Origin of the sequence: Paraburkholderia sp. PGU19 (genome assembly GCF_013426915.1) — a bacterium.
In the GTDB taxonomy this organism is placed as follows: Bacteria; Pseudomonadota; Gammaproteobacteria; order Burkholderiales; family Burkholderiaceae; genus Paraburkholderia.
The window spans coordinates 2,661,985-2,676,823 of the sequence record NZ_AP023180.1; the positions used below are offsets into that span (position 1 = coordinate 2,661,985).

At 62.8% G+C, this 14,839-nt stretch carries 18 protein-coding genes and 1 pseudogene; 8 read left to right on the plus strand and 11 right to left on the minus strand.

Features of this window, described 5'->3' with window-relative positions; translation table 11 throughout:
- Window positions 1-10: 10 nt before the first annotated feature.
- Together H1204_RS29625 and H1204_RS29630 are read right to left on the minus strand one after the other, a co-directional pair.
- Window positions 11-334: an antibiotic biosynthesis monooxygenase gene (locus H1204_RS29625; RefSeq protein ID WP_180731995.1), complete on the minus strand. Its 324-nt coding sequence runs from the start codon at window positions 332-334 to the stop codon at window positions 11-13.
- A 39-nt stretch (window positions 335-373) separates the two neighbouring features.
- Window positions 374-1,012 carry an FMN-binding negative transcriptional regulator gene (locus H1204_RS29630; RefSeq protein ID WP_180731996.1) on the minus strand — a complete coding sequence of 213 codons (639 nt, stop codon included), beginning with the start codon at window positions 1,010-1,012 and terminating at the stop codon, window positions 374-376.
- A gap of 125 nt (window positions 1,013-1,137) precedes the next feature.
- On the opposite strand from H1204_RS29630, the pseudogene H1204_RS29635 reads away from it, so the two are divergent.
- Window positions 1,138-2,687: pseudogene (locus H1204_RS29635) on the plus strand (PLP-dependent aminotransferase family protein).
- Between the two features lie 24 nt (window positions 2,688-2,711).
- Here the strand turns inward: H1204_RS29635 and H1204_RS29640 are convergent.
- Window positions 2,712-3,023: a DUF4148 domain-containing protein gene (locus H1204_RS29640; RefSeq protein WP_180731997.1), complete on the minus strand. Its 312-nt coding sequence runs from the start codon at window positions 3,021-3,023 to the stop codon at window positions 2,712-2,714.
- 201 nt (window positions 3,024-3,224) lie between these two features.
- Here H1204_RS29640 and H1204_RS29645 point away from each other — a divergent pair, with 201 nt between their 5' ends.
- The 5 genes from H1204_RS29645 (at window position 3,225) to H1204_RS29665 (ending at window position 7,540) form a co-directional block, all read left to right on the plus strand.
- Entirely contained in the window at window positions 3,225-3,830 is a 606-nt protein-coding gene (locus H1204_RS29645) for a hypothetical protein (protein ID WP_180731998.1), read from the plus strand.
- Window positions 3,827-4,399: a hypothetical protein gene (locus tag H1204_RS29650; RefSeq protein WP_180731999.1), complete on the plus strand. Its 573-nt coding sequence runs from the start codon at window positions 3,827-3,829 to the stop codon at window positions 4,397-4,399. The genes H1204_RS29645 and H1204_RS29650 overlap by 4 nt, the downstream gene beginning before the upstream one ends.
- 38 nt (window positions 4,400-4,437) lie before the next feature.
- Complete coding sequence (locus tag H1204_RS29655) at window positions 4,438-4,761, plus strand: DAK2 domain-containing protein (protein WP_243468701.1); 324 nt, start codon at window positions 4,438-4,440, stop codon at window positions 4,759-4,761.
- Between the two features lie 413 nt (window positions 4,762-5,174).
- Window positions 5,175-6,455 carry an MFS transporter gene (locus H1204_RS29660; protein ID WP_180732000.1) on the plus strand — a complete coding sequence of 427 codons (1,281 nt, stop codon included), beginning with the start codon at window positions 5,175-5,177 and terminating at the stop codon, window positions 6,453-6,455.
- Between the two features lie 155 nt (window positions 6,456-6,610).
- On the plus strand, window positions 6,611-7,540 hold the full coding sequence (locus H1204_RS29665) for a LysR family transcriptional regulator (protein WP_180732001.1): 930 nt from the start codon (window positions 6,611-6,613) through the stop codon (window positions 7,538-7,540).
- A gap of 111 nt (window positions 7,541-7,651) precedes the next feature.
- On the opposite strand, the gene H1204_RS29670 is transcribed toward H1204_RS29665, so the two are convergent.
- The 3 genes from H1204_RS29670 to H1204_RS29680 all read right to left on the minus strand — a co-directional run bounded on the left by H1204_RS29670 (window position 7,652) and on the right by H1204_RS29680 (window position 9,578).
- Window positions 7,652-8,080, minus strand: coding sequence for a nuclear transport factor 2 family protein (locus H1204_RS29670; protein WP_079500312.1), 429 nt, complete (start codon window positions 8,078-8,080; stop codon window positions 7,652-7,654).
- A gap of 132 nt (window positions 8,081-8,212) precedes the next feature.
- Entirely contained in the window at window positions 8,213-8,695 is a 483-nt protein-coding gene (locus H1204_RS29675; protein WP_180732002.1) for a MarR family winged helix-turn-helix transcriptional regulator, read from the minus strand.
- A 46-nt stretch (window positions 8,696-8,741) separates the two neighbouring features.
- Window positions 8,742-9,578, minus strand: coding sequence for an alpha/beta hydrolase (locus H1204_RS29680; protein ID WP_180732003.1), 837 nt, complete (start codon window positions 9,576-9,578; stop codon window positions 8,742-8,744).
- Window positions 9,579-9,665: 87 nt separating this feature from the next.
- On the opposite strand from H1204_RS29680, the gene H1204_RS29685 reads away from it, so the two are divergent.
- Window positions 9,666-10,589: an alpha/beta hydrolase gene (locus H1204_RS29685; protein WP_180732004.1), complete on the plus strand. Its 924-nt coding sequence runs from the start codon at window positions 9,666-9,668 to the stop codon at window positions 10,587-10,589.
- A 46-nt stretch (window positions 10,590-10,635) separates the two neighbouring features.
- Window positions 10,636-11,037, plus strand: coding sequence for a tautomerase family protein (locus H1204_RS29690; RefSeq protein WP_180732005.1), 402 nt, complete (start codon window positions 10,636-10,638; stop codon window positions 11,035-11,037).
- Between the two features lie 20 nt (window positions 11,038-11,057).
- Here the strand turns inward: H1204_RS29690 and H1204_RS29695 are convergent, their stop codons facing one another.
- The 5 genes from H1204_RS29695 to H1204_RS29715 form a co-directional block, all read right to left on the minus strand.
- Complete coding sequence (locus H1204_RS29695) at window positions 11,058-11,357, minus strand: hypothetical protein (protein WP_180732006.1); 300 nt, start codon at window positions 11,355-11,357, stop codon at window positions 11,058-11,060.
- 80 nt (window positions 11,358-11,437) lie between these two features.
- On the minus strand, window positions 11,438-12,424 hold the full coding sequence (locus tag H1204_RS29700; RefSeq protein ID WP_243468802.1) for an MxaL protein: 987 nt from the start codon (window positions 12,422-12,424) through the stop codon (window positions 11,438-11,440).
- 20 nt (window positions 12,425-12,444) lie between these two features.
- The gene (locus tag H1204_RS29705; protein ID WP_180732007.1) at window positions 12,445-13,005 is read right to left on the minus strand and encodes an MxaK protein; all 561 of its coding nucleotides are present in this window, start codon (window positions 13,003-13,005) and stop codon (window positions 12,445-12,447) included.
- A complete protein-coding gene (locus H1204_RS29710; RefSeq protein ID WP_180732008.1) occupies window positions 13,002-14,000 on the minus strand; it encodes a vWA domain-containing protein in 999 nt (332 codons plus the stop codon). The genes H1204_RS29705 and H1204_RS29710 overlap by 4 nt, the downstream gene beginning before the upstream one ends.
- The gene (locus H1204_RS29715) at window positions 13,997-14,812 is read right to left on the minus strand and encodes a hypothetical protein (RefSeq protein WP_243468702.1); all 816 of its coding nucleotides are present in this window, start codon (window positions 14,810-14,812) and stop codon (window positions 13,997-13,999) included. The genes H1204_RS29710 and H1204_RS29715 overlap by 4 nt, the downstream gene beginning before the upstream one ends.
- Between the last annotated feature and the right edge of the window lie 27 nt (window positions 14,813-14,839).

The window sequence follows — 14,839 nt, forward strand, 5'->3', positions numbered from 1 at the left end:
GGCTTGTCTCTTACTGATGGCCGTGAAGCGGGCTCACCAGCCGGCCGTCACCATATTCCCGAATCACACGCGCAATGATGACCCGATAGCCGTCCAGCCAGCGACTTTGCTTCGCTTTCGCCTCGACGTGGACGGGATGCCTGATCAGCTGTAGCAATGCCTCTTCCGACTTCCAGTAGTAGACGTTCTGGATCAATCCTTCTCCGGCGTTTTCCCACGTCTCCTCGCTCACATATCCCGGTATGGATCGCGCCACTTCGGCAATCCGCTGATCGAGTTCATGGAACGCCTCGTCGTATTGACCGGCCCGAAAAATGAAGGTGGAAGAGTACATTGCGCCTTCTGATGAATGTTGAGTGACGCCGACCACGCTCTATGGCTGCTTCGTCGGAACCCCGGCGAGCATTGCATCGGCAAGCTGGGATTCGCCACTCGACTTGAGTGCTTCAGCTGCACCCTGGATATCCCGAGCTTCCTTGTTCTGGCTGAGCTTGCTCTTGCCAACAAGACGCGTGATCTCAATCTGAACACCGACGATCGCCTTTACCATCGCATCCACGTAGTCCTTCGGTGCGTCGCCCATCTTCCACGGTTTCGGTTCCGATGCCTCATGTGTGCGAGTGAGCCGACCCACTACGCCTCGCACGTAGCGCTCGTCGTCGAGAATGGTCATGCGGCCGTGCGCATGCACGACCATGTAATTCCAGGTCGGCACCTGTTTGTGCAGTTCATGCTTGCTCGGATACCAGTTCGGAGAAATATAGGCGTCGCCCGCATGGAAGACGACAAGGACCTCGTCGCCGTTCGCCACCTCCTGCCATACCGGGTTGGCCCGCGCCACATGTCCGCGCAGCACGCCCAGTTCGCCGTCCTCTGCCGCAAGTTCAAACGGAATGTGATTGGCGTCTAGTCCGCCGCTCCCGTGCGTGATCAACGTGCCAAACGGGTGCTGAACGATACGGGAATGTAAGACTTCTTTTCGGGTTTCGGCAAAGTGGGCTGGTATGTACATGCGCTATCTCTGGCTGCCAGGGGCGATTGGTGGGATTGGTGGGTACCAATGCGAAGCTTCCAGTTTGCTGTAAAACTGGTTTATCCTGAAGTACCAGTTTATTCAATTTCTAGTGAACCAGAATTATGGCGAGAACTGCGCGAGCCGCGGACATGCCGTCGCTTGGGGCGCTCGATCGCACGGCGGGCAATCTGAGCCGTCAAATTGCCGAGGCGCTGCGGGAGGCGGTGCGCAAGGGAGACATCAGAGCGGGAGACCTGGTGCCGTCATCGCGTTCGCTCGCTGCCTCGCTTCACGTTGCGAGAGGGACAGTGATCGAGGCCTACGAGCAGTTGCTCGCCGAGGGCTTTCTGGAATCGAAAGCGGGAGCGGGAACCCATGTCGCGCAAGCCCTGGCGGAGTCGCAGCCGGTCAGCGCACCCGAGCCGATACCGGAGCTGACACTGGAGCCGGCGCCGAAGTCCGGGTTACCTGGGCGCGCCCTGGCGTTCGCGCAGATTGCACGAGAATTCCGTCCGCTTGCGCCAATACCCTTCGCGATATCTGTCCCGATCGGTTTGACGGCGCCCGGCGATATCTGGCGTCGCTTGGGTAACCGGTTGCGCGCAAGGGGCCCGGGCGCGCCCACGGGATATGCCGATCCGTTGGGCGCGTTACCCCTGCGCGAAGCGATCGCAGCCTATGTGCGAAGGTCCCGTTCCGTGCGGTGTGAGGCAGACCAGGTCATCGTGACGAGCGGTACCCAACAGGGACTTTTTCTCGCGAGTCAGGTTCTGCTGGGTCCCGGCGATCAGGTGTGGGTCGAGAACCCCGCTTACCGTGGCGTCACCGCCATACTGGAAAACATCGGCTATCGCGAGGGCGTGATCCGTGTGCCTGTCGACGCCGATGGTCTCGATGTCGAGGCTGGCATAGATAGGGCGCCGCATGCACGCGCGGCATTCGTTACGCCGTCCCATCAGTATCCATTGGGGATGCCCTTGAGCATGGCGCGGCGCACGGCCTTGCTCGCGTGGGCACGTAGCTGGGATGCCTGGGTGGTCGAGGACGACTATGACAGCGAGTTGCGCTATGAGGGCTATCCGTTTCCGGCCCTTCAAGGATTGGCTCCGGACCGCGTGATCTATCTTGGTACGTTCAGCAAGATTCTGTTTCCGTCCCTCAGACTGGGTTATCTGATCGTCCCGCGCAATCTCGTCGATGCGTTCTGCGGCGCACGCGTGCTCATGGATCGCCACCCGCCAACTGCCGATCAGCACGTGCTGGCCGCCTTCATGGCGGAAGGACATCTGGAGCGGCACATACGCAAGGTTCGAAATGTCTACTCCGAACATAGGCGTCAACTGATCGATACGATCGAAGCGTTGCTCCCCGCTGATCTCGCGTGGATCGAGCCCGGCGATCAGGGGATGCACCTCGTACTCTGGCTCGCAGACGCGCTGGACGACCGGGAGGTTGTCGAGCGCGCCGCCAGGGAGGGCGTCGCGGTACGTGCCGTGTCGCCCATGTTCGCGCCGGGACGGGACGCCCGGGTCTTGTTCTTGGCTTTGGAGGGTTCAGCAGCGAGCAGATGAAAGCTGCCGCTCAACGCCTGGCGGCTGTTATCGCGGGTTCACCGCGGCATGGAAAAGCAGGCAAAGGAAAGCCTCGTCATGCGGTGTCGGGCGCCGGGTGATCGCCGTGAATGCGAACCGCAGCTTCACTTTACCTGGGCCTGTTGGCATTCATCGTGGTACCAGCGATCGACCTGACTCTGCGCGGCCTGCAGATCTTCCGGATAGTACGGATCGAACCACCGGGACGGGTCGTAACCCGCTTGCCTGAGCGCTGCCAGTTCGCTGAGGTTGCGCTCGCGGGTGAGGGGCGCATTGTTCCGAAGCTCGGACAGATCGCGGCACTGGGTGGCGCTCAGATGCGTTGCGCCTCCCGCTCCCGGCATGCCCCCTGCGGCACAGCCAGCGAGCAGGAGCGCCAACGCCGGCAGCGACGTGTGGATCCTTGAATTCCTCATGTGCTTTTCCCTTGGGCGAATCAACCGTGTGAGCAGATAGACGGGGGCTTGCAGGGCATGCCACGCGAGTGGCTTGCTGCTGAATGGCGATGGCTGATTGTCCCCGAAATAGCCCGCGATGCAACGCAGACGCTGCGGAATAAAGTTTTTCTGGTGGCAGCCGTAAAGCAGACGGGTCTATTTCTCACAGGGAGTCTCCGAATGTTCAACGCCAAACGCACCGCCATGCTGATCGGAGCGGCCAGCCTTGCCTTGTCTCTTTCCGCGTGCATGACGCCGCACTCCTATGTCGATGCGAAGCTGGGTGATACGGACTACGCGACCCTGAAAAAGTCCACGGCGCCACAGCCCGTGCAACTGCTCGTCGAGTTCCAGACGAAGGGTGTGCCGAACGCGCGCGCCACCGATTACGTGCGATCGCATGTCTTCGAGCAGGTGGTCCAGTCGGGCCTGTTCAGCCAGGTCTCGTACGACCCCGTTCCGTCCGGCCGCAAGCTGTCGGTCCAGATCAACAACGTTCCCCTCACGGACAATCTGGCGGCCAAGGGCTTTGGTGTGGGCCTGACGTTCGGTGCGATCGGCACGATGGTGACCGACGGCTATGAGTGCACGGCGAGCTACGTCGAGCCCGGCCATGAGCCTGTCACGAAGGTCGTCAAGCATGTGCTTTACACGACGATCGGCAACGCTTCCGGCCCGGAAGGTCTCCAGTCGATGCCGCTTCAACAGGCCAGCGACAAGGTGCTGCGTCAGATCGTCGGCAGGAGTCTGGCGGAACTCGACCAGTCGACGGACATCGCGCAATGACGCTTCGACGTGCTCCGCGCCGCCGCGCTGGCGTGAAAGCGGTGCTCGCGACACTGATAGCGACGATGCTGATCAGCGGGTGCGTGACGCAACAAGTGCTGCCGTATCAGGCGAGTGTGGCCAACCAGATGAAGCTGGGCAGCCTGCCGCGCGCCGCCCGTTTCCAGGTAACGACGGCGGGTAGCGATCCATCGGATGTTCAGACGACCGTCCGCTCGCTGCGCATCGCCGCACCGGGCGATGGTTCGTGGACGTCCTACCTGGGGCAGGCGCTTCGCACGGAGCTCGCGACGTCCGGCAACTATGACGCGAACGCGGCGGCGCGCATCGAGGCGACGCTATCTGAAGTCCGTATTGCCGATGGTCAGGCGCAGGTGACGGGCCACTTCGTTATCCGCCAGGGGCAGTCGGTGCGTTACGACAAGGTGCTCCGCGCCGACGTTCACTGGGACTCGGCATTTCTCGGGGCGATTGCCGCGTCGAACGGTCTGAACCAGTCCACGGCGATTTTTCAGGCGCTGTTGCGCAAGCTGTTCGAAGATCCCGACTTCGCGGTTGCGTCGACGTAGTACGCGGCAAAGACGATGGCGGAAAAGCATGAGGTCGGGTGCTCAAGATCGGGCGCGCGGTCGCGGCGCGCATCGTCCGCAGCAAGAGCAAGATCGGCGACAAGACCGTGCTCGATGCGCTGGTGCCGAGCCTCGATGTGCTTGAAGCGTCGAACGGGAGCGCGCGTGAGATTCTGGCTGAGATGATTGCGACCGCGCGGGGGCAGGTTGAAATCATGGCCGCGCTGCAATCGCAGAAGGGGCGTGGGTGCAAGCGTGCCGCATCGGTCACGCCGATCCGGGTGCAACGGCGTATTTGCGATTTCTGGAAGCGCTTCTGGCGGCGCTCGACTAAACGGCCTCTCGTTGCAAAACCCGTATGAACGTAGTCATTCACCCAACCACGAAACATAGGATCGAGTAGACAGTTACCGTTAGACCCGAGGTAACAACTGTCCCTCCAGCACCGGCGAAGCCCTCTGCCGCGCGTCGCGGCGCAACGGGTTCCCTTGCTGGCGTCACGCCGCCGCCCGATCACGCACGCGTCTACCCGGGCTAGCCCTGGGGTGCGTCAGAAGCGCCACGCGACCGCCTTCGATTTCATCGCCAATCCTTGTCCGACATGCCTCGCAAGGTATGTCGCGGCCATTGTTTGCATTTCGCGAATGACGTATTCGGTCGTCGTCGCATTCTTTCCACGTTGCACCTGGATCATTCTTCGTCCGTCGGCGCTGTGTACGCCGCGGGCTGCTTGCACTGCGTGCGGTCGCCGTCGAATTTGTCATAGGAGACAAGGATGAGATCGAACCAGTGGGACGTGTCCTACGAATGGAAAGCGGTGACGCTGCTCGCGCTCGGATTCGGGCTGGTGGGCCTGGACCGGTGGCTGATCGCGCCGCTTTTTCCGTCCATCATGAAGGACCTGCATCTGACGGCACAGGACGTCGGCAACTGTATCGGCATCCTCGGTCTTTCATGGGGTGTCTTCGCTGCGTTGATGGGCGGCATCTCCGACAAGTTTGGACGCCGCAAGGTTCTGATTCCCGCTATCGTCGTGTTCTCGCTCTTGTCGGGATTCTCGGGTGTTGCGGGTGGACTCGCGAGCCTGATGGCCGTGCGGGCCCTGATGGGCGTCGCCGAAGGGTCGTTCTGCCCGACGAGTTTCGCCGCGACTGCCGACGCCTCGCATCCGAAACGCCGTGGCTTCAATCTCGGGCTCCAGCAAAGCGGATTCGCACTGTTCGGACTGGCGCTTTCGCCCATCATCGCCACGCAGTTGCTCAACGTGATGTCGTGGCGCTGGGTGTTCGCCCTGGTTTCCATTCCCGGGCTGATCCTCGGCCTGCTGATGTTCCGCGTGATTCGGGAGCCGAAGCCCACGCCTGTATCGACGCTGTCCGAGTCGTCGGCGCAGGCGCCGACGCAACCTCGGCACGGCAACTGGCGCGACGTGCTGAAGAGCGGGAATATCCGTGTCGCGATGGTCGCGCTGTTCTGTGCGATGACGGGCGTCTTCGTGCTGGGGGCGATGCTGCCTCTCTATCTCACCGAGTACCTGGCTCTTGACACGCAACGCATGGGTATCGTGGTCTCGGCGATCGGCTTTGGCGGGTTCGTCGGTCAGTTCGGCTTGCCGGGGCTTTCCGATCTGGTGGGGCGGCGTCTTGCGAGCGTGGTCGGTTTCGCGGGGACGGCGGTGATGCTGTACGTGTTTCGCGGGCTCGGCGCGCAGCCGGTCGCCTTGTTCGTTGTGCTGTTCGTGGCGGCGTTTTTCACGCTTGGTCTCGTTTCGCTGCTCTCCGGACCGGTCGCGACGGAGGCTGCGCCTATCGGCATGGTCTCCACGGCAATCGGGATCGTGGTTGGCGCCGGCGAGATCTTTGGCGGCGGGGTGGCACCTGCGCTGGCTGGTTTCGTCGCGACTCGCTTTGGCATTCAGAATATTCTGTGGCTGCCAATTTGCGCGGTTTTGCTTGGCATCGGCGTGAGCATGTTGCTCAAGGAGACTGCACCTGCCAGATTGCGCCGGCGCAATGCATCGACGGGCGAATTTCCTGCGGCCGAGCAATTCGAATAAAGTCGCCAATACCGCGGGCACGGCGTGCTCCTTCGAGAAGAAGCAGCACGCCGTGCCCGCTTTCATGTGTGCTCGAGGCGATGTTCACACACGCCACTGTCACCGGCGTCAGCGCGTATAAACTGACGTGCTGTACACGATGACAGGGAAGCGGCATGGATCGTTTTCTGAGTATCGAGGCTTTCGTGCGGGTTGCGGAAACGAGCAGCTTCGCCGAGGCATCCCGGCAACTCGGCGTGACCAGTTCGGTCGTGACGAACCGCATCCAGCAACTGGAGCGCTTCGTCAACGCTCCGTTGTTTCACCGCAGCACGCGGCACGTGCGCCTCTCTGAAGTCGGCGAGGCGTTCTACCGGGAATGTGCGGAGGTGGTGGGGCGCGTCAACGATCTGACCGACCAGATGCGCGAATTGCGCGCCACGCCCACAGGGCGGCTGCGTATCCAGATGCTGCCGGGTTTCGCGTTGGGCCATTTCGGCGCGGTGCTAGGGGAATTCAACCGGCGCTATCCTGGCATCCAGCTCGACATCATCGTGAACGACCGCGTAGTCGATCCCATCGAAGAGGGCTTCGATGTCGCGTTCCAGGTCTTTCCTGCTATTTCGGAATCGTTGATCGAGCGGCGGCTCTTTACCGTGAGACGGCTCTTTTGCGCTGCGCCGTCGTACCTCGAAGCGCACGGCGCGCCTCAGCATCCTCGCGAATTGCTGCAGCACACGACGGCGCTCTATTCGGGCTATCCATCGCGCAATCACTGGACGATGACGCGCGGCGACGAGGTCTTCGAAATGGAACTGCCCGGCATGATCCGCTCGAACTCGGTGCATCTGCTGCGCGACTATGCGCTGACGGGCGGCGGTGTCGTGTGTTTGCCCACTCTGGTGGCGAGCGCGCCGCTGCTCGACGGCTCGCTCGTGCCCGTTCTGTCCGACTATGCGCTATCGCCATTGAACTTCGCGGCCGTGTACCCGGCCACGCAACGCCAGGCGCTCAAGGTGAAGGCGCTGGTCGAGTTTCTGGTGGACTGGCTCGGCACTGAGCCTGGCTGGGATGTGCCGTTGATCGAGCGTGGCTGGGTGAGCTAGAGGATGGCACGCTCCATGTGTCGCGCGTGCGGCTGGCCCGGACAGCACCTCGGGGCCGCCGCACTTACTTCGATTGCTCAACGCGCGAGCCGTCCAGGTCGCGACATGGTCTTATCCAAGGATCAGTTTCGGATAACGCTTCGGCGGCTTGTCTTCCAGAATGTCGCGTCCTCGCGCAGTGTCGGCGTAGAGGCGTCCGTGAACGATCCGGCCGTCCCGGACCTTGAACAGAAACAGATGTTCGTTTTCCATCAGATAACCATTGAGCGCTTTTGCCCGCGTGAGGACAGGGACGATGATGTAATCGTCTGCTTCGAGGACTGCTCTGGCGTCGTAAGTGAAAGTCTCCCACTTCTCATAAACGTGCTTCCAGAAGGCTAGAAACTCCTGCTTTCCCTCGTAGGTCCCGCCATAAGGCAGCGAATCGGAGAACTCGAAGACGACATCGTCGTCAAGTAAGGCAACGAGGTCGGTCTTGTCGTTGAGCTCGAATCCGCTGAACGCTTTCCGGCATGCCTCGACGATATGGGGATGTTTCATACGTGTCTCCTGTTTCCATTTCGGATGATGTGTGCAACGTTGTGCATATGCACATAATTCGGCAGCGTACCGCTGATGAAGGCTGCCGAATGGGCGGCATGCGCCGCCAACTCCTGCCCGATCGACGCGTGTCTAGTCTTTAGCGCTAGCGCCTTCGCCGTCAGTCCAGGGACTGAATCCACTATTCAACACGTTGCGCAACGCGTTGCGCAACGCGACTGCACGCTTTTCGCCGTAGTTTCCTTCGAATTCCTGCTGAACCGCCTGCCACATCGGAAGCGCCGTGCGATAGCGCGCTACGCCTGCGTCTGTAATCACGACCATCTTCACGCGGCGATCCTGTCCGGGGACCATTTCGATGAGCCCGTCCCGTTCCAGCGGTTTCAGGTTCGTGGAAAGCGTCGTGCGATCCATCGCCATGGCGGCGGCCAGATCGCCAATCGTGAGCGGTCCGTCCTTGGCGAGCTTGTAGAGAATCGAGAACTGCGTGGCGCGCAGATCGGCGGGCGCGAGAGCCTGGTCATATGCCGCTGTCAAATACCGGGACGCTTTGCGCGCGGCAAGACAGTTGCAACGCCCATCGATATCTTCCAGCTGTTCCTTTTGGATTGCCATGTCGTATTCGCTCGGGGTTCGTCGAACTCGGAAATATACGCGAGGCTCAGCGGCTTTCGTCAGAGGCACTGACGTAGTCGTGCCGTGACGCTTGCGCGGACGTAGCCGGCTTGAGCGTTGCCCATCCAAGGTGTCGCGCGAGGAGTTGTGCCGTTTGCGCCGTTTGCTCCAGATGCGGCCAGTGGCCGGAGTGAGCGACGATCCGGAAACTCGCTGCCGGGAAGCGCTCGCGGCATTCGGCGGCGATCTGCTCGACCGTGATCACAGGATCGTCCTGGGCGCCGATCACCATGGTCGGGCCACGAAACGCACACGGCGCATTGCCTCGCGGATCACCGAGCGTGAACGCATCGTAATACTGGCGAACGGTGGCCTTGTTCATCAAGACGTGGGGCGCGGTCAGCGAATCGAGTTGATTGCTATTGAGATGGGTCGAGAATGAAACGCGGATCTGACGCTGGACGGCGGGAGCGTCACCGCTTTCTCGCAGCAGATCGCGTACTTCGTCCGGCAATGTGTTTCCACGCAAAGGCGTGGGCGTGATCAGCGTCAACGACGCAACCTGCGCGGCACGTTCACTGGCGACGAGTTCCGCGATCTGCGCACCCATGCTGTGTCCGACCAGCGCCACGCGCGACAACCTCATGTCGTCGAACACTTGCACGATATCGGCGACCGCCTGCGCCAGCGTACACGCGTCGTCTTCATCGCGGCGATCACCTGCACCACGAAGATCGCGCGCGATCACGGGCACCGAAGAGGGCGCAAGCGCCTCGATCAGATCGTCCCACACGGTGCGGTTGTCGAGGAAACCATGAATGAAGATCAGCGCGTCGTACGGCGGCTGAACCGGATCATTCGTCAGATCGGATACTACTGTCATGCTCGTCTCCTCGACAAAGAGGCTTGTCAAATGCTGGTGTCGAACATAATATGCGCATATCAACGTATTGTAAAGACGGAGTACGGCATGATCAGCAGGACTGAAATAGAGTTCGCCGGAGAAGGCGGCGTCACGTTGCGCGGCTGGCTGTTTGTGCCCGCCGCGACGGAACGTCGGCCAGCGATATCGATGTGTCATGGATTCGCCGCCGTGAAGGAACACGGTCTTGAACGTTTCGCGACTGCTTTCGCGGAGGCCGGCTTCGTTGTCCTCGTCCATGATCATCGAAACTTTGGTTCGAGCGACGGCACGCCGCGCCAGGATATCGACCCGTGGGCGCAGATCGCCGATTGGCGTAGGGCCATCACCTGGCTCGAGAGCCGGCCCGAAGTGGACCCCTCGCACATCGGAATCTGGGGCAGCAGTTTTAGCGGCGGACACGCACTGGTGCTCGCCGCGACGGACCGTCGCGTCAAATGCGTCGTTTCGCAGGTTCCGACCATCAGCGGCTTCGAGCAGGTTCGACGCCGCGTCGCGCCCGATGCGATGCCCGCCTGGATCGCCACGGTGACTGAGGATTTGCGTGAGCAGCATCGGGGGCACGCTCCGCGTGTTCAGGCGGTTGTCAGCGCAGACGCGAGCGTGCCTGCCGCTTATCGATCGCCTGAAGCGATCGCGTTCTATTCGCAGCAGCTGGCGGGTGCATCGTGGGAAAACCGCGTCACGCTGCGCTCGTCGTTTGCCGCGAGCATGTATGAGCCAGGCGTATGGGTAAGCCGCATCTCGCCGACGCCGCTTCTGATGGTCATTGCGAACGACGATCGCGTGACCATGACCGACCTCGAACTCGAAGCCTACGAACGCGCGCTCGAACCCAAGCGGCTCGTGTTGGTGCCGGGCCATCACTTCGATCCGTACGATGCGGCATTCGATCTCGCGAGCGGCGCGGCCGTGGACTGGTTCACGCTGCATCTCACTGGTACCGATGCGGCCAGGCGCGAGCAGATTTAACGGGCAGACTTTTACGCCAATCACTTGAGGCAAATGGAGAACATACATGCCGGTATTTCATGCACACATTCCCAAAGGGCGCTTCACTCGCGAACAGAAGATCGCGATGGGTAACGCACTCAACATGTCGCTGGTTGAAGCGCTGGGCATTCCTAAGGGAGACCGGTTCATCATGATCAGCGAACACGGCGACGATGAACTGTTCATCGATCCCACCTTCATGGAGATGGAGCGAAGCAGGAACGCCATGATCGTGACGGTCATGCTAGGCGCGCATCGGCCTGCGTCGGACAAGGCAGCGTTGATGGCGACGATCACGCGCCTGCTGGAGCGGGACGTCGGCGTGTCGCCCGACGATGTCTTCATCGCGCTCGTGCCCGTCCCAAATGAGAATTTCTCGTTTGGCCGGGGAGTCGCGCAACTGGCCGATATCGCGCCGAGGTGGTAGTCAGGAAGCCGGCTTGCCGGTTATTTGTTGCTGCCCGCGCCCGCGCCCGCGCCCGCGCCATAAAGACCGTTGTCGAAACCGCCCGCGCCTTCGGTCTTGTGCGCGGATTTGCCCTTCGCCTTGTCGCGTTGCCCAGGCTTTGCTTCGGCGGCTTGCGGCGTGTGCGATTCGAGCGTGTGCGCAGGCGGTGGGTCGGACTTCGTCCCCATCGGCGCGCTGCGGTTTTCCTGCGAGCCCGCGCCGCCTGACATCGCGGCGCAGAATGCGCCCGTCGATGAAATCAGGCGGCGAGAGACGGATGAGATAAGAGTCGCGTGCATGGCCAGTTGTCCTTACGAAGTGATGACAAAGGAGCAGTCGGCGTGCCTGGGGTCTTAAATTAAGCGCGTGCCGGATAGCGTTACGCGCGGCGCGATGAAGTCATCGCAACGAGCCAGCGGTAACGAGCACTGCGCGTGCGAGTGGTGACGATTGACGCGCTTGCGGGCTTGTCCGCTTGCGCGATCCGTCGTGCCGGAAGAAAGCGCCACACGAGCAGAATCAGCGCGAGCAGCGCGGGCGCCCAGCGGACATCGGTGGCGACGGGTATCGGGTGCGCGTAACGCGCGTCCATCAGCGGCGCGCGCAGCGAAGTCGGGCTGACGAGCCGCCTGTAACCAAAGCCGAGATGCCCGGCCAGGGCTTCCAGATACGTTTCCCTGAGTTGCGACAGTTCTTCGTGACTCTCTGCGACGGCGGGCGCGCCGGGCTCGGGCCGCACCTGCCTCACTTCATCCGCTTGCCAGAAACCGGTGCGCACGCCGTCGGCATTGGTCTTCGGAATCGGCGCGGGCTGGTCGCCGCCGACACCGATCAGCCAGCCATGCACGAGCCCTTGCGGTATGTCGCGCACCGTCGTTTCGTTCGGCGCGACGGGCGGCGCTTCCTGGCCATCGGTGATGAACACGACGTCGGTGTTGTGGCCAAGATCGGTGGCGGCGCGGACGGCCGAATAGATTCCGCCTTGCGCGATCACGCTGCTGTTGACCCAGCGCATGTTTCCGCCGATCTGATCGAGCGACGAGAGCAGCGCATCGTAGTTGCCGCAGACTTCGACGGGTGCAACCAGCAGCAGCGAGCGCTGATTCGTGAACACGCTCCAGCCGATTTCCGACCCGCACGGCAGATGCTGCAACACGTCGCTCATCGCTGCCTTCGCGAGGTCGATCCGGCTAACGGGCTTGCCGCCGATTGCAACGTCCTCGACGTCCATGCTCTGCGTGATATCGAACGTGACGACATAACGGAACACCGGGCGTTTGAATTCGACGGGCGGCATCAGGACGGCTGCCGCGAGCAGCAGCGAGGCGAGTGGGAGTTGCCACCAGCGTCCGCGCACGTAGCGCATCCATGGCCGCGCGTCGCGCTTCACGGCAGCTCCTCCGGCTCCGCGCCGCGAACGTTGATGTTGTGCTGCTCCTTGACGTCGTTGATGTCGTCGGCGGTATCCTGCGCTTCGGGCGCGAGGCGCAGCGCGCGCTCGAGGTTGTAGCGTGCATCCCAGTTGCCGGGTTCGAGGCGCAGCAGTTCCCGATAGCGCGCCTTCGCGGTTTCGAGCATCGGCGGCGAGCGCACGGGGCCTTGCGCGCTGTCGCCGGCAGCTTCGCGCAGATACATGTTGGCGAGATCGTAGAGCGCGAGGCGGCCCGTTTCACTCGAAGGCGCGAGCCGCGACAGATCGTAGTAGAGCTTGCCCGCTTCCGCTTGCTGCCCGGCGCGCGCGAGCGCGACAGCTTGCGCGAGCCGCACGGCGGGCGCGTTGCTGTCCGTCGCGGACTTGCTCCATTGCTCGCGCTGTTGGGTGTCGATAGCGGCGATCTCGGCGTTCGCTTGCACGACGTGCTGAAGACGCACCGCGTAATAGCCAGCGACGCCGACGCAGCACAGCGTCGCCACGCCGAACATCAGATGGATGGGCAGCCGCTTCATCGCAGGCTCCGCTTTTGCATGAACCACACGCCGATCAGCAGCGCGCAGCAGACGAGCGCCGTCGCGTAACACCAGGCGCTGCGATCCTGCCTCGGCAGACGCTCGACGAACGACACAGGCGCGTTTTCATTGCGCGCGATATCGCTCATTGCGCGCGCAACCTGTTGCGGGCTGTCGGCCTGATAGAGGCGATAGGGCGTCGGCAGCGACAGGAAAAAGCGGTGCAATTCGGCTTCCGGCGAATGGTCAGTATCGGCGGGGCGTACGTGCAGGTCGGGACTGTAAATGCCGCTGCGCAGATAGACGAAGTAAAACGCGACACCGTTGCGCGACAGGCCCGCGCGGATGCGCTCGCGTGCCACGTCGTCGAGTCGCGCGCCGCCGTCCGAGACCAGCACGATCGCGCGGCTGCTCGTGCGCGCGCGGCCATCGAACAGTTCGACGGCGTACTGGATGCCGCGGTCGAGCAAGGTATCCGGCGTGCCGCGCCCGATGCCCGTTGCGGCAATCGCAGCGTCGATCACCGTGCGGTCGCGCGTGAAGGGCACGGCCAGCATCGGATGCGTGCCGAACAGCATGAACGCGAAGCGATCGTTCACGCGTTGCGCGACGAACGCGGTGATCGCATCGCGCGCCATCTGGTTCTTCGTTTCGCCTGCGGTGGGCGCATCGGCGATATTGATCGATCCGGTGCTGATCGCCTGGTACATGCTGCCGCTGCCGTCCATCAGAATCAGGATCTCCGCGCCCGTTCCCGTGATGCGCGTCTGCTCGCCGGACCAGCCTGGCCCCGCGAGCCCGACGATCACGGCCGCGAGCGCGATCATCGCGGCGGCGCGCCAGATAAACGCGACCACCCGGCCCGCGCGATCGTGCGGCAGCCACGCGACCCACGAATACGGCAGCGTATCGATGCTTCGGCGCAGCAGCGGCAAAGCGGCGAGCGGCAGAAAAACGAGCGCCCACGGATAGAGGAAGTCGGGCGGCGTGCTCATCGGTGATGGCGCTTTTCCGCGCGATACAGCGCGCGATACAACTCGCGCAATGAAAATGGCGTGGCTACCGGCAACTGACTGAAGAACCGGTCTGACGAACGCTGGAAGAACTGTTCGAGTTGCGGCTGAAGTTCGCGCAGATGGGGTGCTTTTGCCGTCAGGTCCGGCACCGAGCCGGCCAGCACGACACGTCCGGCCGCTTCGTCGAGCGCGCGGTGCAGACCGCGCCACGCATCGGGATTCGCTTCGAGTGCGGCGTCGTTCTGCCGGCCGAAGCGCGACCATGCCTTCGCAAACGGAAGCTGCCGCGCGTCGCGCTGGTTGCGCCATAGCCACCAGCCCAGCCACGCGATCATCACCGCGACGGCGAGCGCGATCCACACGGTCAACGCGCGACGCAGCGGCGCCGTCGATTCCGGCGCGACCAGCCGGTCGGGCTGAAGTCCCGCGAGGCGTCCGGCGTCGGCGAGACCCAACGGCGCGAGCGGACCGATCGACAGCGGGCTTGCCGCGACATCGAGCGTCTTGCCCGACGCGAGCCGCAATTGCAGCGGCGGCGTCGAGGTCACGGCGGGCGCACGCGGCGAGTTCATCACCTGATAGTCGAGCACGAGCCAGCGGCGGCCGTCGGCATCCGTGGTGATCGACGGTGGCCGGCGTTCGAGCCACGCGTTGACGCGGCCCGTCGAAGGCATCGCCGACAACTCGGCGGCGCGATCGTCCGGGCCGAGCAGGACCTGTTGCGTCACGATGTCGCCGAGCACATGGCCGAAGGCGCGCGGCTGCTGCACGATCGCAGGTTCTGCATTCACGCTTGCGCTCGCGATCATCAAGATGCA

Excerpts from the sequence above, each read along its gene's own strand:
- H1204_RS29625 (WP_180731995.1), bottom strand. The coding sequence starts at position 334 with ATGTACTCTTCCACCTTCATTTTTCGGGCCGGTCAATACGACGAGGCG.
- H1204_RS29660 (WP_180732000.1), top strand. The coding sequence starts at position 5,175 with ATGAGATCGAACCAGTGGGACGTGTCCTACGAATGGAAAGCGGTGACG.
- H1204_RS29695 (WP_180732006.1), bottom strand. The coding sequence starts at position 11,357 with ATGCACGCGACTCTTATCTCATCCGTCTCTCGCCGCCTGATTTCATCG.
- H1204_RS29690 (WP_180732005.1), top strand. The coding sequence starts at position 10,636 with ATGCCGGTATTTCATGCACACATTCCCAAAGGGCGCTTCACTCGCGAA.
- H1204_RS29645 (WP_180731998.1), top strand. The coding sequence starts at position 3,225 with ATGTTCAACGCCAAACGCACCGCCATGCTGATCGGAGCGGCCAGCCTT.
- H1204_RS29665 (WP_180732001.1), top strand. The coding sequence starts at position 6,611 with ATGGATCGTTTTCTGAGTATCGAGGCTTTCGTGCGGGTTGCGGAAACG.
- H1204_RS29680 (WP_180732003.1), bottom strand. The coding sequence starts at position 9,578 with ATGACAGTAGTATCCGATCTGACGAATGATCCGGTTCAGCCGCCGTAC.
- H1204_RS29685 (WP_180732004.1), top strand. The coding sequence starts at position 9,666 with ATGATCAGCAGGACTGAAATAGAGTTCGCCGGAGAAGGCGGCGTCACG.
- H1204_RS29650 (WP_180731999.1), top strand. The coding sequence starts at position 3,827 with ATGACGCTTCGACGTGCTCCGCGCCGCCGCGCTGGCGTGAAAGCGGTG.
- H1204_RS29670 (WP_079500312.1), bottom strand. The coding sequence starts at position 8,080 with ATGAAACATCCCCATATCGTCGAGGCATGCCGGAAAGCGTTCAGCGGA.
- H1204_RS29710 (WP_180732008.1), bottom strand. The coding sequence starts at position 14,000 with ATGAGCACGCCGCCCGACTTCCTCTATCCGTGGGCGCTCGTTTTTCTG.
- H1204_RS29700 (WP_243468802.1), bottom strand. The coding sequence starts at position 12,424 with ATGCGCTACGTGCGCGGACGCTGGTGGCAACTCCCACTCGCCTCGCTG.
- H1204_RS29630 (WP_180731996.1), bottom strand. The coding sequence starts at position 1,012 with ATGTACATACCAGCCCACTTTGCCGAAACCCGAAAAGAAGTCTTACAT.
- H1204_RS29705 (WP_180732007.1), bottom strand. The coding sequence starts at position 13,005 with ATGAAGCGGCTGCCCATCCATCTGATGTTCGGCGTGGCGACGCTGTGC.
- H1204_RS29675 (WP_180732002.1), bottom strand. The coding sequence starts at position 8,695 with ATGGCAATCCAAAAGGAACAGCTGGAAGATATCGATGGGCGTTGCAAC.
- H1204_RS29640 (WP_180731997.1), bottom strand. The coding sequence starts at position 3,023 with ATGAGGAATTCAAGGATCCACACGTCGCTGCCGGCGTTGGCGCTCCTG.